The organism is Nostoc sp. (genome assembly GCF_036917455.1).
Classification (GTDB): Bacteria; Cyanobacteriota; Cyanobacteriia; order Cyanobacteriales; family Nostocaceae; genus Nostoc.
Genome location: NZ_JBALDK010000170.1, coordinates 58,798 through 75,091 on the forward strand (window position 1 = coordinate 58,798; position 16,294 = coordinate 75,091).

General features: G+C 41.6%; 11 protein-coding genes, 3 tRNA genes and 1 pseudogene. 8 read left to right on the forward strand and 7 right to left on the reverse strand.

All coding sequences use genetic code 11. From position 1 onward, the window contains the following. Positions 1–51: 51 nt before the first annotated feature. Complete coding sequence (locus tag V7K42_RS18200; protein ID WP_041565194.1) at positions 52–573, reverse strand: LabA-like NYN domain-containing protein; 522 nt, start codon at positions 571–573, stop codon at positions 52–54. 742 nt (positions 574–1,315) lie between these two features. On the opposite strand from V7K42_RS18200, the gene V7K42_RS18205 reads away from it, so the two are divergent. Next, positions 1,316–3,676 (forward strand): CHASE2 domain-containing serine/threonine-protein kinase, encoded by a 2,361-nt coding sequence (locus V7K42_RS18205; protein WP_334918471.1) that lies wholly within the window; start codon positions 1,316–1,318, stop codon positions 3,674–3,676. Between the two features lie 48 nt (positions 3,677–3,724). Further along, positions 3,725–4,024: a peptidoglycan-binding domain-containing protein gene (locus tag V7K42_RS18210; protein ID WP_334918473.1), complete on the forward strand. Its 300-nt coding sequence runs from the start codon at positions 3,725–3,727 to the stop codon at positions 4,022–4,024. A 379-nt stretch (positions 4,025–4,403) separates the two neighbouring features. On the opposite strand, the gene V7K42_RS18215 is transcribed toward V7K42_RS18210, so the two are convergent. The 4 genes from V7K42_RS18215 to V7K42_RS18230 all read right to left on the reverse strand — a co-directional run bounded on the left by V7K42_RS18215 (position 4,404) and on the right by V7K42_RS18230 (position 6,508). Beyond that, complete coding sequence (locus V7K42_RS18215; protein ID WP_334918475.1) at positions 4,404–6,005, reverse strand: TROVE domain-containing protein; 1,602 nt, start codon at positions 6,003–6,005, stop codon at positions 4,404–4,406. 37 nt (positions 6,006–6,042) lie between these two features. Next, positions 6,043–6,169, reverse strand: a tRNA-OTHER gene (locus V7K42_RS18220). A gap of 60 nt (positions 6,170–6,229) precedes the next feature. Next, positions 6,230–6,356 (reverse strand) — tRNA-OTHER (locus V7K42_RS18225). Positions 6,357–6,401: 45 nt separating this feature from the next. Then, a tRNA-Gly gene (locus tag V7K42_RS18230) sits at positions 6,402–6,508 on the reverse strand. Between the two features lie 322 nt (positions 6,509–6,830). On the opposite strand from V7K42_RS18230, the gene V7K42_RS18235 reads away from it, so the two are divergent. Then, positions 6,831–7,568: a hypothetical protein gene (locus V7K42_RS18235; RefSeq protein WP_334918509.1), complete on the forward strand. Its 738-nt coding sequence runs from the start codon at positions 6,831–6,833 to the stop codon at positions 7,566–7,568. 21 nt (positions 7,569–7,589) lie between these two features. Here V7K42_RS18235 and V7K42_RS18240 read toward each other — a convergent pair whose 3' ends face one another. Continuing rightward, positions 7,590–8,720, reverse strand: a complete 1,131-nt coding sequence (locus V7K42_RS18240; protein WP_334918477.1) for a quinone-dependent dihydroorotate dehydrogenase — start codon at positions 8,718–8,720, stop codon at positions 7,590–7,592. Positions 8,721–8,993: 273 nt separating this feature from the next. Here V7K42_RS18240 and V7K42_RS18245 point away from each other — a divergent pair, with 273 nt between their 5' ends. From V7K42_RS18245 to V7K42_RS18265, 5 genes are all read left to right on the forward strand, one after another. Beyond that, positions 8,994–11,918 (forward strand): GAF domain-containing protein, encoded by a 2,925-nt coding sequence (locus V7K42_RS18245; protein ID WP_334918479.1) that lies wholly within the window; start codon positions 8,994–8,996, stop codon positions 11,916–11,918. A 278-nt stretch (positions 11,919–12,196) separates the two neighbouring features. After that, complete coding sequence (locus V7K42_RS18250; RefSeq protein ID WP_334918481.1) at positions 12,197–13,153, forward strand: response regulator; 957 nt, start codon at positions 12,197–12,199, stop codon at positions 13,151–13,153. Positions 13,154–13,216: 63 nt separating this feature from the next. Next, the gene (gene ubiE / locus V7K42_RS18255; RefSeq protein WP_334918483.1) at positions 13,217–13,927 is read left to right on the forward strand and encodes a bifunctional demethylmenaquinone methyltransferase/2-methoxy-6-polyprenyl-1,4-benzoquinol methylase UbiE; all 711 of its coding nucleotides are present in this window, start codon (positions 13,217–13,219) and stop codon (positions 13,925–13,927) included. A gap of 100 nt (positions 13,928–14,027) precedes the next feature. Next, complete coding sequence (locus V7K42_RS18260; protein WP_334918485.1) at positions 14,028–15,263, forward strand: DUF445 domain-containing protein; 1,236 nt, start codon at positions 14,028–14,030, stop codon at positions 15,261–15,263. A gap of 275 nt (positions 15,264–15,538) precedes the next feature. After that, positions 15,539–15,721, forward strand: a complete 183-nt coding sequence (locus V7K42_RS18265; protein ID WP_334918487.1) for a CsbD family protein — start codon at positions 15,539–15,541, stop codon at positions 15,719–15,721. Positions 15,722–15,896: 175 nt separating this feature from the next. Here the strand turns inward: V7K42_RS18265 and V7K42_RS18270 are convergent. Then, positions 15,897–16,220: pseudogene (locus V7K42_RS18270) on the reverse strand (transposase); the annotation flags it as partial. Positions 16,221–16,294: the final 74 nt, after the last annotated feature.

Consider the following 16,294-nt stretch of genomic DNA (forward strand, 5'->3'; position numbering starts at 1 on the left):
CAACCTTAGTTTTTCTTTTACTCTTATCTTTGTAAATAATTGCTAAGGCTACTAACCTTCGGTTTTTTCTATTTGATCTCTGATATCATTTAAATCTATATATCTATCAGTAGCGTTCCGTAGTTCTCTAGCAATCATTCCTTCTGTAGATACTACCGTAATATGTGTATTTTTTGAGCGTAATAGTTCGATTGCTCTTTCAAAATCGCCATCACCACTGAATAATACTACTCGGTCATATTGGTCTACTGTGTTAAACATATCTACAACAATTTCAATATCTAAATTCGCTTTTTGCGAGTAACGACCGGACGTATCATCATAATATTCTTTAAGAATTTTAGTTCGGACTGTATATCCTAGACTAATTAGAGCATCTCTAAAACCTCGTTGATCCTGTGGGTCTTTTAAGCCAGTGTACCAGAATGCATTAATTAATGTTGTTTCTGATTGCTCATGTTTAAAGTATTCTAAGACTCGTCGCGGGTCAAAAAACCACCCATTTTTTTGTTGTGCATAGAACATATTGTTTCCGTCTACAAAAATAGACAGACGATTCATTGGAGAACCCATACAAATTTACACCTAATAATATAAATGAATTTAGATGGAACAATAGATTATAGCAATTTTCAAATGCCTTGTTTGCTAATATCTATAAAGTAAGTCTTCATCTATAGCTTTTATCCTACCTCTTTCAAACCATAAAAACGGATGCAATATTGGAGTTGAGATCCTGGGTGCTAAACCTTATTCACCTCCAGCACTGCAAGAGTATACCCTGCGATCGAAATCTACCAATAAAATTGAACCAATAACAGCATTTATTGCTGTATAACACTAAATTTTACTCCTAAAGAGGTATAGCATAAGCTTAGAGTAGGATATAAGTTGATGCCCATCTATAAAGTGAAGCTGTCAGTATCAGGACAAGCTTTGTGGGGAGTACCAATATTGTCCCAAAGACAGAAGACGGCCTTGGGACAGCTTATGGTAAAACAACCAGTTAGGAGCATACCTGTTGGTTAGGTTACGGTAAAATCTTGCTGCAACCAATTGCAGAGTCGGATCTCCTTCGACTCCGATCTGTGAGACAATCACTAGTTGTAACTCACCTAACAGAAAAATAATAAGTTAAGCAGTACCTGAGTCGGAATCTCTTAGGGGCTAGCTCTGCTAATAAAAGTTTGTCGATTGATAGAAGATACTTTACAAATGTATAAGATTGTCATTTAAGTCTTATTTCAATGTGCTTGCGCTAAAACGTGGTCTGAATAAATAAAAGTGTTGGACTTAAATCAATCAGTAACACAATATGGCAGAAGAACCCACATCTACCTTAACTAAAAACTCTGTCTCTGCTGCCAATAGACACTCAAGTAAACCGACAAAAGTTACCTCGACAGCATCGGCTCGCCAGTCTAGGTGGATGATTCGCTTAGGCCATCTCCTCGCTGGGGCTTGGGTAATGGGTGCAGCATTGCTGAGTGCTTCTGGTGGAGAATTGGTTCAATTCATGGAAAGTAAGGCGCTTTCTGGCTTTTTTCAACTGCGCGGGCCGATTGTACCTCCAGAAGACATTGTAATTTTAGCAATAGACGATCAGTCAATATCAGTTCCCGAACAGTACTATAAAACAAATCCAAAACAGTATGCCTACCTAGAAACACTGAAATCTTATCCTTATAAACGTGCTGCTTATGCCCAGATAATTACAAAATTAATCAAAGCAGGTGTCCGCTCTGTAGCAGTAGACGTAATATTTGACACTCCCAGCAGCTATGGAGCTACTGACGATCGCCAACTTCATACAGTATTGCAAAAATATGGTAATAAAATTACTTTAGCAGCCGTCTACGAAAATTCCCAGACGCGCCAAGGGTCTTTTACACAATTGATAGACCCACAACAGATGTTTCGTACAGGGTCAGTGTCCATTGGCTCAGTTAATTTCCCCTTAGAAGCGGATGGTAAAGTTCATCGATTGGCAAGTGAGTTTTCTAAGTCGTTGGCTGAAGATAATTTGCTCGAGAAGCTACCCTCTTTTGATGAAGCAGCACTCAGGATAGCAGAAGTAAATTATCCACGACCAAAGGGCGATCGCATTTATTTTTGGGGCCCTGCGGGTACATTTGAGCAAATACCCTTTTGGCACGTACTCGACCCGGAAAACTGGAACACCTATTTGCAGCAGGGAAAGGTGTTCAAAGACAAAATAGTGCTAATAGGTGCAACAGATAAATTAAATAATGATTATTATCCAGTAGCTGCTAGCAACAGTGCCAAACCCATGTCAGGCGTGGAAATTCACGCCAATGCGATCGCAACTTTAATGTCAGGAAAAGCGATCGCTCCAGGAATTAACACTCCACCATTGCGGGGTTTGTTTGTGCTAATTCTAGTTGGCAGTACAGCCTTGATGATTAGCAGACGCAAGCGGAGTATCAATAGATTTCTCTATGGCCTCGCCCTTTCTGGCACTTGGGTAGGGATTAGTTATGGGTTATTTATCTATGGTCAGTTAATTTTCCCTACTACTGTACCAATGATTGCGATCGCAATGACCGGATTTTCCTACCTGGGAACCTCATTAGTGAGAGAAAATATCAGGAAACGCCAATTAGTAGATATTTTTCAAAAGTATAAAACTTCCCCCGTTGTCCAAGAGATTATCAGTCAACAAGATGACTTGCAAGACCTAATCCAGCAACGAGATTTAGCCTTATCAGGGAAAGTTCTGGCTCAACGCTATAAAATTGTCAAAGTTCTCGGTTCCGGTGGATTCAGCGAAACATACATTGCTGAAGATACTCAACGTCCTGGAAATCCGCAATGTGTTCTTAAGCAACTAAAACCAGCCAGCACAAAACCAGAAGCCTTGCAACTTGCCAGACGTTTATTTCACTCAGAGGCGCAAACTCTAGAAAAATTGGGAACACACGATCAAATCCCTCAACTTTTGGCTTATTTTGAAGAAGATGAGGAATTTTATCTAGTGCAAGAACAGATAATTGGTCATCCTTTAAATCAGGAATTACCACCAGGTAGAGCAATTGATGAAATTGCCACGATCAAAATTGTCAGGGACTTATTGCAAACATTAACATTTGTTCATAAAAACAACGTGATTCACCGGGATATTAAGCCCAGTAATATCATCCGGCGACACTCAGACGGAAAACTTGTATTGATTGACTTTGGAGCCGTCAAAGAAGTCAGCATCAAACAGCTTGATGCACAAGAGCAAACCCCCTTTACCATTGGCATTGGGACTCAGGGTTACGCACCAAGCGAACAATGTTTTGGCCGTCCCCACTACAGTAGTGATATCTATGCAGTGGGTATGGTTGGGATTAAAGCCTTGACTGGTGTAGCACCCCGTGAGCTAGGTAGAGATGGTTATGGAGAGATCAAATGGAGCGATGCCTACGGCGGTAAACTACGCTCTAAAGTGAGCAATTGCCTAGCTACAATTCTCAGTAAAATGGTGCTGGATGACTTCAAACAACGATATCAGTCTGCATCAGAAGCTCTAGAGGATCTGGAAGCTTTTGACGATGTTATAAATTCCCAAAGCAGATACCCCATACTACGGGATGACTCATTAACCAATACCTTAGAGCAAGTAAACGCTCCCACAAAATCTTGCTCAGAATCATCTTCAGAAACTCCTTGAGAAAGACGTGGTGCAATTAGATTTAAAAGGAATAGCGATCGCTCGGAATTGCAACGCTTTCAAAGAACTTATGGACTGAAAGATGATGGTATAGTTGGAGCAGCAACTTGGGCTGTACTTTTGGGGATGCGACAAAAAATAGAAGATAAAAGCTTTCTCCAGTTAGTTTATTTTCTATCGCCCCAATCTTGGTTTTTATGGGAGCAGTTTTTAATGATCTCTTTCATTATGCTGGGTATTTATTACAGCCCGATACCAGAAAATGAACCTAAATTGAGTACGGCCTTAGCAACTGCTTATGGGCTTACCTGTATAGTGCCTTTTCTCTTGGAGTGTTTACCAATATAAACCGTCAAAAGAGTCAAGCTTACCGCTTTTACGATACGCTCCTTATGTCCTAACTGGTATTTTTTGGAAACCAATTATCAATTTCTTGGGGACATTGTTTAATTAACCATTCGATAGTTGAATAAATGATGAGCGATCGCTTGTGTCAAATTTTTGGGTTATGCTTTAAAAAAACGACCATTCAAAAATTAAATCGCTTTCTTCTTTGTTTAACTTCTGAATCAAACAAAGGCGGGTGCGGGGATTGAACCCGCTAATCCCCACAATGGTGGAGACGTAACCGATAATCCTAAATTCTCCGTCCCCGAAAGGCAAGTTGCGAACAAGGATAACCCGCCGTGAAATATGAAGGATAAAGTGTTTTATCCTTCAACAATATCTAAAACTCACCCGTAGCTAGCATCTGGATGATGCGAGGCGTTGCCGAATCGAACCCTGCCAAATCCCAAGACAGCGAATCTTCGGGATCTACCAAAGTAATCTGGTAAGGTGTCAAGGTGACATACACCGCCTTAACGTTGGGATTTACTTTTTTGCGGTACTCCTTCAGCGCTTGACTTGGATGCTTATTTCCAGCCCAGCTTTCCGAGTCAGTCCAAAAGCAGACTACATCTGCCTTGAACTTATTCTTAATCATCCAGTCGTAGGCTACAGATGCATTCGTTCCGCCGAAGTTTTGGTTGCTAGCTTTGCGAACCGCAGAACTAAAACTATCTTTGGCACTGATCTTTAAATCACGGAATTCCGTAGAAAAGCCGCGAATCATGTAGTTTTTCTCGGCTTTTGCTGTCACCAGTGCCATTGTCGTGGCAATTTCACAACAACTCAGTCCCATATCTGCAACCAAGCTACCCATAGAAGCAGAAATGTCTACGGCGTGCATGAACACTTTACCTGTGGGTTGCACAACATCAAAAGACAGTTCAACCGCCTTTTCTAAAATGTCCACAATCCGAGGAACTGGATTCCAAGTTTTCTTACTGCGTCCTAATCTTCCACCAGATTCATAAGTTTTGAGTGCTTTCAAAACATCAATCGGATGAATACGACCTTTACGCAGATGTTCTCTGCGATTAAGAACTTCTTCCACTCGCAGCAAATTAGCATTTTCATCGGCTCGCAATACACCTAGTTCAGTTAAAGAACCCAAGTTACGCAGCATTGCGCCTATTGGCATTTCCTGAAATAGCAGCTGCCAAGCTTGCCGATCCATTTTGCCCACCGGTGCAGCCATTTCGTGGGTTAAGCGTCCTTGCAAAATAGCTTCATGGGTTTGGGTAGGATTCCGCTTCAGCCATTCATACCACCAAATTTGTGCCAATGCTTCTGAGGGGATGTCTGCTGGCAATTCTTCCCAGCCTCTAACTACCCACTCAAATAGTTGACGGTGATTTTCAGTCGGCGGTTTGACATGGAACAACCGCAATGCATCTCGGTGGGAAAAGCCTTGACGCTGTTGATATTTCAACAGTTGATAAGCTAAACCCTTGACATCTTCCCTTGAGAGCCAAGTTTTACCAGCTTCCCGCACGACTTTGCCAAATCCCCGCAGAGATTTTGTGTAGTTCAGCCATTCGTAGAAGTGGCTACCAGTACGAACAACTTGCGGGAAGATTTCACCAAAAGCTTGTTTTGCCTGTGGTGCTTCACCCATCGACAGCAGTACCAAAGCTAATATAGGCGCACTGTTGTTGATGGCGCGTCCATCGCTAGCATACAAAATTTCTTCTGCTACACGGCTGGGATTTTCGGCAACAGCAAGTCTTACAACTGTCACAAAATCCTCAGTTAATTCCTGTTTACCAGCGTAGTAAGTACTTTTTGCTGTGCCAACCAAAAGACAGCGACGCAGCATCTTCCAAATGCCAGCATCAAACATCCAGCCACCGGAACGTCCCTGAATCATTTCTGCTTCTCGTCCGGGGATAGGTTGATTTTGTGGTGTAGTTGTTTTCTTTTTGGTGAAAAAATTGTAGTTCATCGCTTCATCTCCCGGCCCTTACGGGCAAAAATGAAAGGTGGCGGAGCAGGAATCGAACCTGCGACATCCGGCTTAAAAGGCGATAACCCTAATTCTTCGGCCTTTTCAGGCAAGGTGTGAACAAGGATGTTTTTCGGCGCTCTACCAAACTGAGCTACCCGCCACATGAAAAGTTGGGATTTGGGATGGAATTTAAAATCTAAAATCCAAAATCTAAAATTAATTGGTGTAGCGGAGCAGGAATCGAACCCGCGACCTCTCGAACCTGATTCGATAACCCTAATTCGTCGGCCTTTGCAGGCAAGGGGTGAAAAAGGATGTTTAGCGCTCTACCTCTGAGCTACCCGCCACATGAAGATTTAGGATTTTAAATTCAATCTAAAATCTAAAATTAATTGGTGTAGTGGAGCGGGATTTGAACCCGCGATCTCCCGCTTGGCAGGCGATAACCCTCAATTCGTCGGCCTTTTCAGGCAAGAAGTGAATTTTGAGCTATCCGCTACTGGTGCAAGTTAACTCTCAAATGAAAGTTAACTTGTATTATTAATGTAGTATATGTATTATTTGTTGTCAAGGGGCTGACGATTTAATTTATGGAGTTGTTGGTTGAGTTAAAAATCTTCTTTTTTTCGCTGGGAAAAACTTTTGGGCGTAGTTTACCGCCGTAGGCATCGCACACCAATCTTAGATAAGCGGATAACACCTACCCAGGAAAGATTTTGCCGACAAATTTGCCGCAACTTTGCCAAAAGATACAAAAAAGTGTCACAATTTTTGCCAAGATATATAATACTATTTCCCAAAATTCACTTGGCAAAAATCGGCATGAGTGAAAAACCCATAGAAGACAACGGCAAGGCTTTTCTCGTTCTACTTTTGCCCATCTCGTTTTTGATTATTTTCCTGGTTGCTACCTGGAGAATTTTATTAGCGCTAATTGTGCTGGTAATTGGCTTCAAGATTTGGCAGGAATATCAATGGCAACAGTGGACTGTGCGAGTTAACCCAATTTTTCATCAGTTGGTTCGAGAAAATCAAGGCAGACTTACGCCAATGGACTTGGCAATCAAGGGCAATTTTCCTGGAACAACGGCAAAACGCTACTTGGATGGTAAAGCCTCGGAATTTGGTGCCAGTATAGTCAACTCCGAAGAAGCGGGGCAGTCTTATTACTTTATAACTGCCAGTATTCTCGGCAATATTCTTGACAGTAGTGAGCCTGTCAAAGAGCTTCCGGCTCAACCAGTTACTAAAACTGCGCGATCGCTTCTAGCACCACCACCAACAACACTTGAGGAGGAAGAAGCAGAAACTGAATCAATACCACAGGTAACTCAAACCCATGAGGAAGCTAAACGATCGCTGGAAAAACAATTAATTTTTGGCTCTCTCATTCAATCTGAACTTGCCAAACGGCTAAATGTCTATTCCAGCACGGTTTATAAACGACGAAACGATCCAGAGTTTCCTGAATGGAGTCGCAGTAAAGACCCTGATGGTATTGCCTGGTCATACTTGGAAAAAACTAAGGAGTTTTTCCCACTGGAGGAAGAAGGATCGTAATTCAAAATTAAAAAATATTAATTACTTTTGATTTTTGAATTCTAAGCCCACAGCTTCGTTGATGGAATTTAATCCGCTTTGTTCTAACTTGGAGAGTAAACCTGAAAGAATCTGGCGTACCATCAGTGGGCCTTCATAAATCCAGCCTGTATAAACCTGGATCAGGCTAGCACCAGCAGTAATTTTTTCCCAAGCATCCTCTGGGGAAAAAATTCCACCAACGCCAATAATCGGGATTTGTCCTTGGGTTTGCTGCCAAATAAAACGAATTACCTCAGTGGAGCGATCGCGCAATGGTTTACCACTAATTCCGCCAGCTTCATCCTGGGGTGATTTGCCAGTTTGGTCAATTACCTGGGTTTTCAGTTCATCACGGCGGATGGTGGTATTGGTGGCGATAATTCCCGCCAGATTGTAGGTTTTAGCTAAAGAAATAATGTCAGCGATCGCAACCCAATCCAAATCTGGCGCTATCTTGACAAAAATAGGTTTATGTATATTATTTTCTTTTTGTAATAAATTTAAGATGGCACTGAGCATAGAGGCATCTTGGAGCGATCGCAACCCCGGTGTATTAGGCGAAGAGACATTAACAACAAAATAATCTCCCAAATCCTTGAGTAAGCGAAAACTATCAAGATAATCTTGTGCGGCTTCTTCTAGGGGAGTTACCTTAGATTTCCCCAAATTTATGCCTATGGGTATTAAGTGAGTTGACTCGTGTTTTTCATGTGTCAAACGTGTCGCCATTGCTGCTGCACCGAGGTTATTAAAGCCCATGCGATTGAGAGCGGCTTTATCCAACGGCAAGCGAAACAAACGGGGACGCGGATTTCCTGGCTGGGCGTGAAAAGTTACAGTTCCTAGTTCTGCAAAGCCAAAACCCAAATTAGACCAAATACCAGCAGCGACTCCATCCTTATCGAAGCCAGCTGCTAATCCTACAGGATTTGGGAATTTTAACCCAAATAAATTTTGTTCTAGGCGTGAATCGTACAGAGATAAAGATTTTTGTAAACGTTGGTTTGCCCAACTAGCAGGGGTTTGTGATAGCCAGTTAAAACTGCGAATCGTCTGCTGGTGTAGCCACTCTGGGTCTGTTTTTACCAAATTGAACAGAAGCGGACTAATTGCAAATTTATAAATATCCATTGGCTTTGGGACTGGGGACTGGGGACTGGGGACTGGGGATTGGGGATTGGGTATTGAAAAGAGTTATAAGGGGGAGTGCGCGGTGCTGAGGAGAGAAATTTTCACTCTACTCCCTGCTCCTTCCCCAGTCCCCATCGCCCCTAATCCCCAGAGGGGGCCCCGAGTTCCCCAATCACCAGTCCCCAGTTCAACATTAAACACTTGTAGCAATATTACTCAGGGTAGTTTTCTGGGCATCTTATATATTACAAGTTATGTTAACCAATAAATCAGATGGGGCAGCCGCAAAAACCTATAGCCGCCGAACAGCAGATCCTCTCTTTGGGGCGCGTCCTCCAGAGCCTCAGAGAAGAAGATGATGTTGACGTTCTGATTGAAACTACTATTTCTTATCTTAAGGAAGAGTTTGATTACAGACTGATTTGGATTGCTCTTTACGATCGCCTGAATCACATATTATTCGGCAAAGGCGGCATTACACCCGATCGGGACACGAGCTTTTTACACCAAAGGGTTGTTCTCAGTCCGGGGGATTTATTAGAACAAGTGGTGATTGAACAGCATCCCTTGGGGATAGCTGATTTGCAAACTGAAATCCGCGCCGCCGAATGGCGCAAAATTGCTGAAAAATTGCAGATCCAAGGAACAATTATTTTACCAATTCGCTATAAAGACCGTTGCTTGGGTTTGCTGTTACTCGGTTCAGATCGCTGGGGCTATCTACTGACAGGGGAAGCAAAAGCACGTTTGATGATGGTTTTAGGTGAATTGGGGGCATTGCTTTATCAACATGAGATGCATAAGCAGCAAAAGCAAACGAAGCGAAGCGATGAGCCATTATTAGAATTGCTCGAAAATTTACGCACCCTCACAAACCTTAATCAAAGACTTGAAGCAGGGGTACAAGCAACTCATAAATTTATCTCCCCTAATCGGACAAATGTTTACTGGTTCGATCGAGAAGGGCGCTACTTTTGGTGTCGGATGAGCAATCAGCTTGTCAAAAGCGATCGCAATTCCAGCAATCAGCAAGCTCCAGGAATGACTGTACAGGACTTGAGCGACTTTTATTATGCTTTGGCAGTGAACCAGATTGTCTCAATTGGTGATGCACGCAGTTCTTTAAAAAGCCATTTTACGGCAAAATTGCTGCAACGGCTGAAGGTGCGATCGCTTTTGGCAGCTCCGATTATCTGGCAAAAGAACTTGCTCGGTTTTCTGGCGGTGGAAAGCAATGAACCTCGAATCTGGACGGAGACAGACAAAAATTTTGTTCAGAGTGTAGCTAATTTAATTTCCCTAGTTACACCAACTGAAAGTATGGAAAGCACTATCAAACAGATTCAGGATGATGCCCAACTGACTGGTCAAGTTGCCCAGGGGATCTATAGCGAACACGATCTTCAGGAAACATTACAAAGCTGTGCTAAAAGAGTTTTAGCTCGACTAACAGCCACCCGTTTTTTGCTGTTGCAGTACGATCCTGAACAGAATAATTATCAATTTATTTACCAAAGTCAGCCTCATAATCGCCGACCGTTGACATTTACCCTGAATAATCTCAAAGAATTAGATGTACAGCTTTTGCAACGTTCAACTGAAGCGGTGGAGATTGAGAACTTAGATGAAGATTTACGCTTTTTTAACTGGCGGTCCTTTTTACTAGAAAGTGGGGTGCGATCGCTACTTATTTGTAAATGCACTCAAAGTCATACCTCAGCAGCACTTTTGCTCATCACTCACGAAACCCATCGTTCTTGGACAACTCTCGAAAAGGATTTACTGTGGGCTGTTAGTCAACAGATTGGGGTGATTGTTCGTCAGTGGCAATTGCACAACCGCACTACCCAGCAGCAAAAAACTTCCCAGGCGTTTGAACAATGCTTAAACATCCTGACAAAAACCCAGAACAGCAAAATCGAGGTCGAAAAAAAGCATTTAGAACATACAGCACTCGAACAAATAGCATCGATTCTGGGTTGTCCCCTAGCGTTACTGCTATCCTGGTCGCCTGGCGAAAATTTGGCAGAAATTATCCCTGGAGTGATTGACAATAGTCAATTTGGGATTTTTTCTGATGCATTTATTTCTATCCAATCGGAAGCCTTAATTCAATGGGCACTGGTTACGGAGAATTACTTAACTTTGAAGGTGGATAATTTACCCCCAGAAACTCGAAAATGGTTGAATACTCCAGATAAAGGTCAAATTTTGGTAATGGCATTACGGACCAATGCTGATTATGAAATCACGGGTGTAGTATTGTTAGCAGACTATCAAGAGCGTCGCTGGTCACAACAAAATCTTAATGCGATCGCAACTCTAATTTCTCAATTAGCTTGGTGGCGTCGTCAAAAGCAAATTAACCGACTTCTAGAATCCACAACAGAGGAATTACGACAACTCAACTGGTACAAGCATCGTCGTCTAGAGGAAATCCAAAGAATAACGGCGCTATCGCTGAAACAAATACATGATTTGGGCATTCCTGCCAATGAACTGACTCAAATGCGCTACCAGCTATTGCTACGGCAATTAGACCACACAGCCACTTCTATGAGTGGAATGCTAAAACTTGAGAACTGGCAGCTACATATTAGTTGGGAAACTATGCCCATAGCCAGTTTACTAAAGCGATCGCTCGAACGCATCGAAAATTTACTAAAACAACAAAAGCTATGGATTGGTGTACATGGCTTGGGACAACCAATTGATGAGCAAGAATCGCCAAAGAATTCTTCGTTAGTCAGAGGTGTTCCTAGTTCCAGCGTTCAATCCGCAATGGCGATCGCTGGTGATATTGTCAAAATTGAATTAGTTATCCATGAATTATTAGTTACTGCCTGTAACCGTTCTCCAATCGGCGGTAGAATTGACATTTGGTGTCGCCGTTTAGATGCGTCAAAACCCTCAGAGGCAAAGCAGTCTTCTGCAAGTGTAGGTACTGAACATCAGACATCGCTGGAACTGTCGATTACATACAACGGTGCGATCGAATCACAGCTACTCACTGAACTACATCAAAATACACTCAAAGATGTGCTTGCTCACTCCAAGCTCGATCAACCTCCAGCTTTACATCTGCTAATCTGCCAAAACCTCATGCTGGAACTGGGAGGAGAGTTAAATTTCTATCAATTACCAGATAATCGGGTAGTTAGCCGTTTGCTATTGCTGTTAGTTAATCATGATTCTTAGCACTATTTTTCAAACCATCTATTTAAAGTTAGTTTTATTAAACTATGCCGCCATTACTGGGTACCAATCGCCATAATTAGGCTGATTTAGTTGGTTTTTCCAGGGCAATTTTTTCTACTTAAAATGTTTGGACAGCCAAACATCCTCTGTATCACTTACATTTTACGTATTTAAACATGCAGATTAACTCCGTAAAAACCCTTGATAAATTTGAGCTATTCTCAACTAAGCTTGGTATGGAATATAACAAGATAGTGAATATTTAAAGGAAATATCTTATGGATAAGCCCAGTGGCGAAATTGATAAACTCCAATATCAAGTGATGACTCTAGAACGACCAAAAAAGCTCAAAATCTTGGTAGTTGACGATGAGCCAGATAATCTCGATTTACTTTATCGCACATTTCGACGCGACTTTAATGTTTTGAAAGCTGATAGTGGGGTGAACGCCTTACAAGTTTTGGCAGCAGAAGGAGAAGTAGCAGTAATTATCTCCGATCAACGGATGCCAGAAATGAAAGGAACTGAGTTTCTCAGTAAGACTGTACCTCAGTTTCCCGATACAGTCAGGATAATTCTCACCGGATTTACTGATATTGAAGACTTGGTAGAGGCAATTAATGCAGGGCAAGTCTACAAATATATCACTAAGCCTTGGGATCCAGGGGAACTAAAGGCAGTAGTGCAAAGAGCAGCAGAAACCTACGACTTGCTCAAGCAACGTACAGAAGAATTACGTCGCGCTCATGCTCAAATGGCGCTACTGAGTGTTTTGGTACAGGTAACTCAAGCGGCTTCTAGCTTAGAGGAAACTCTCACTCCAATCGCTAAGGCTGTGAGTGAGACTTTTGGGGCAGAAGGCTGTATCCTACAGCTTACAGATGGAAAGAATCTAGTTGCGACTCAAGGAACTTACAGCGATACAGGTACAATAGAGAACTGGCTATCTCTCGATCCACTAACAACGGAAGCGATCGCCACTGGGCAAATGCAAGTTTCCTTAAATATACTTAAAGACACTAAATTAGCTGATGCTACTCACTACCAAAATACGGGTGTGCAAGCACATTTAGTTATCCCAATTAGCTACCATAATGAACTTTTGGGTGTATTGTCCCTACAGTGGAAACAACCATGCACTTTGCGGGAAGATGAATTAATGCTAATTAATTTATCAGCCGAACTGGTAGCGATCGCTCTTACTAGTAGTCGCTGCCATCAAACCATTGTGTAGTTGTCATTAGTCATTTGTCCTTTATCCTAGGCAAATGACCAATGATTAATGACTTATTGACCAATGACTAACGAAATTCAGTCCATTTTTAACCGTATTGCTCCAGTTTATGACCAGTTGAACGATTGGTTGAGTTTGGGACAGCACCGCATCTGGAAAGAAATGGCAGTGAAATGGAGTGCAGCTAAATCAGGTGATACTGCATTAGATTTATGCTGCGGTAGTGGTGATTTAGCCTTGCGTTTGGCACGGCGTGTTGGAGCAACAGGACAGGTGTATGGAGTAGATTTTTCCTGCAACCTGCTAGAAACTGCTAGAGAACGTTCTCAAAGACAGTACCCCCAACCTGCAATCGCCTGGGTAGAAGCCGATGTGCTAAATTTACCCTTTGACGATAACCAATTTGATGCCGCCACAATGGGCTATGGCTTAAGAAATGTTAAAGATATTTCCCGCAGTCTCCAAGAGGTATACCGGGTTTTGAAGCCGGGTGCGAAAGCCGCAATTCTAGACTTTCATCGACCGAGCAATCCTCAGCTACGTACCTTTCAGCAGTTTTATCTGAACGGTTTTGTGGTGCCGGTTGCGAATTATTTAGGGTTAAAAGAAGAATATGCCTACATTAGCCCCAGCTTAGACCGATTTCCCATCGGGAGAGAGCAAATAGAGTTAGCGCGTCAAGTTGGTTTTGGTGTTGCCACACACTACCCCATTGCGAACGATATGATGGGAGTGCTAGTGCTTAGTAAGTTAAAAGTTATGAATTATGAGTAGTGATAAATTCTCATTGAAAATTTATCATTCCCAATTTCTAACTTCTAACTCCTAACTCCTAACTCTAAGCTCTAAACTCCTAACTTTTTTAATTCTTCCCTTGGACTGGTCTCATCTTTGGCTTTATGTGTCTCCCCCGGTACTGGGTGGAATTATTGGCTATTTCACAAATGATATAGCCATCAAAATGTTGTTCCGTCCTTACCGAGCAATTTACATTGCTGGACAAAGAGTACCCTTCACCCCTGGTTTGATTCCCCGCAACCAGGAACGTCTAGCTTTGAACATTTCCAAGACAATCATGGGGTCACTCTTGACACCACAAGAATTGCAAAATCTAGCCCGACGTTTGTTGCAAACAGAACGCGTGCAAGCAGCAATTCTCTGGTTGTTGCAACTGGCGATTGAACAAATCAAAACAGATAAAAACCAAAAAAGTGCCAAAATTGTCGCGGGAATTTTACGAGATTTGCTAGGCGAATCCTTACCACGGCTACTCAAGGTTTTAGCGCGACGTGAAGACTTTTTGGAAGCGCAGATCAACCAAATTTTTGACCAGATATTGCTGGAATTTCAACTGAGTGAAGAACAGGCTACAAGGCTTGCTGATTGGTTATTTGAAGTAGTTTTACCACCGGATCTGTTGCGCCAAACGATAGTTGATTTTTTAACCGATCGCACGATTCAAATTATTGATGAAGGCTTCCGCGAAAAAACCAGTGGAACTTATTGGGTAGTAGCAAATTTGTTTGGCTTACGTAATACTCTGACGCGGTTGCGGACTTTTTGCTTGGATGAAAAGGAGGCTACAAATAGTCGTTTGCAGGAATTGACCCAAGATTTGCAGATGCGCGATCGCATCAGGAAATTACTGCAAAATTTATCATTACAAAACTTACCAATGGGTACGGTACGCCAACTGCGAAAGACTACTCGTGAAAGTGTCCGTCATTACTTACAAAACAGTGGTAGCGATTTTTTACAAGGATTAACTGATTCTGTTGATTGGGAAAATATTGCTGTAGTCCTGCTGAATCGTCTTAGCACTTCACCTGTTGTCAGTACTTCTTTAGAAGTTATGAGTCAAGAGTTGGCTCTAATTTTAGATAAGTATTTGGAAAAAGATTTAGAAGTAATTGTGGCACAGGCTATTCCAATTTTATCGATAGATCAAGTGATAGTTGACCGCGTGAAATCAACTTCGCCGGCTGAATTGGAAGATGCTATTGAAGGAATTGTCAAAAATGAATTGCAAGCGATTGTCACTTTAGGTGGTGTTTTGGGTTTTGTTATCGGGTTATTGCAGACAGGGTTTTTAATATTCAGTCAATATTAATTTTTTGTTTTTTCCTACAAAATCTGAGCAAATTATAGTAGTAAGTTAGCTATGTTCTGAAGCGAGTAAAATATAGCGATCGCCTTTGATAAATCAAATTGTTCGGAACTCATTCCTTAATTTTAAAGGCTTTTTAATTTACATCTGTAACAAACCACATCTATCTTAAGATACATAATCTATCAAATTATTCTATCGATTGATGGAAGTCAAAAAGAATACCCAATTGTTAATTTATGTAATAGCTGAGTCAACTACAAGCGGCAAATAAAACCATGAGTATCGAAAAAAGAATAGAAGCTACTGCGAAAAATATTGAAGGAAAAATTCAAGAGATTGTTGGTGAAATCACTGGTAATCCACAAGATAAAGCTGAAGGACAAGCAAAGCAAGCTGATGCTCAAGTTACTCACACTGTAGAAAACATTAAAGATGAAGTGAAGAAAGTTGTAGACTAATTTTGCTTATAGGTACAAATAGCAATATTAGCCATAATTTGTTCCAGATAGTTTAATATTAATTACTCCACTACTTTTGAGTTAGTGGAGTTTTTGCATTTGTGCAAAACTGTAAAAGTTTAATTACTAACAAACTGGCTCTAACCATGATTTTTTAGCGACTGATACCAATTCTTTATGAAGCTGCGCTAAATAAGGCTTCAAGGATAAAGTCGTAAGAAGTGAGAGAGGCAATCATTTCAGGTGTAATTTCTTTAAGGACATCAGTTAACTTGTGCTGTAGTTGTGTGAGGTTTTTACAATTTTCCCATTGGAGTTTAGATTTGAGGAATTCCCAAAACCGCTCAATTGGGTTGAGTTCAGGAGAGTGAGGAGGTTGAAAAATCGGGATAATGTTATCTGGATAATCGAGAGCTTTCGCTTTGTGAAAAGCTCCTTGGTCGAACTGGATAACCGCGATATCATCACCAAGGTCAACAGACAGCAACTCTAAAAAGTTTTGAAAACTGTTTCCCCATTCAGGTAGGGGAACTCATAGAAAAAGCTGTATCCATTTAGGGATTCTACAACCCC

Excerpts from the sequence above, each read along its gene's own strand:
- ubiE (WP_334918483.1), top strand. The coding sequence starts at position 13,217 with ATGACTAACGAAATTCAGTCCATTTTTAACCGTATTGCTCCAGTTTAT.
- V7K42_RS18245 (WP_334918479.1), top strand. The coding sequence starts at position 8,994 with ATGGGGCAGCCGCAAAAACCTATAGCCGCCGAACAGCAGATCCTCTCT.
- V7K42_RS18215 (WP_334918475.1), bottom strand. The coding sequence starts at position 6,005 with ATGAACTACAATTTTTTCACCAAAAAGAAAACAACTACACCACAAAAT.
- V7K42_RS18235 (WP_334918509.1), top strand. The coding sequence starts at position 6,831 with ATGAGTGAAAAACCCATAGAAGACAACGGCAAGGCTTTTCTCGTTCTA.
- V7K42_RS18200 (WP_041565194.1), bottom strand. The coding sequence starts at position 573 with ATGGGTTCTCCAATGAATCGTCTGTCTATTTTTGTAGACGGAAACAAT.
- V7K42_RS18205 (WP_334918471.1), top strand. The coding sequence starts at position 1,316 with ATGGCAGAAGAACCCACATCTACCTTAACTAAAAACTCTGTCTCTGCT.
- V7K42_RS18240 (WP_334918477.1), bottom strand. The coding sequence starts at position 8,720 with ATGGATATTTATAAATTTGCAATTAGTCCGCTTCTGTTCAATTTGGTA.
- V7K42_RS18265 (WP_334918487.1), top strand. The coding sequence starts at position 15,539 with ATGAGTATCGAAAAAAGAATAGAAGCTACTGCGAAAAATATTGAAGGA.
- V7K42_RS18250 (WP_334918481.1), top strand. The coding sequence starts at position 12,197 with ATGGATAAGCCCAGTGGCGAAATTGATAAACTCCAATATCAAGTGATG.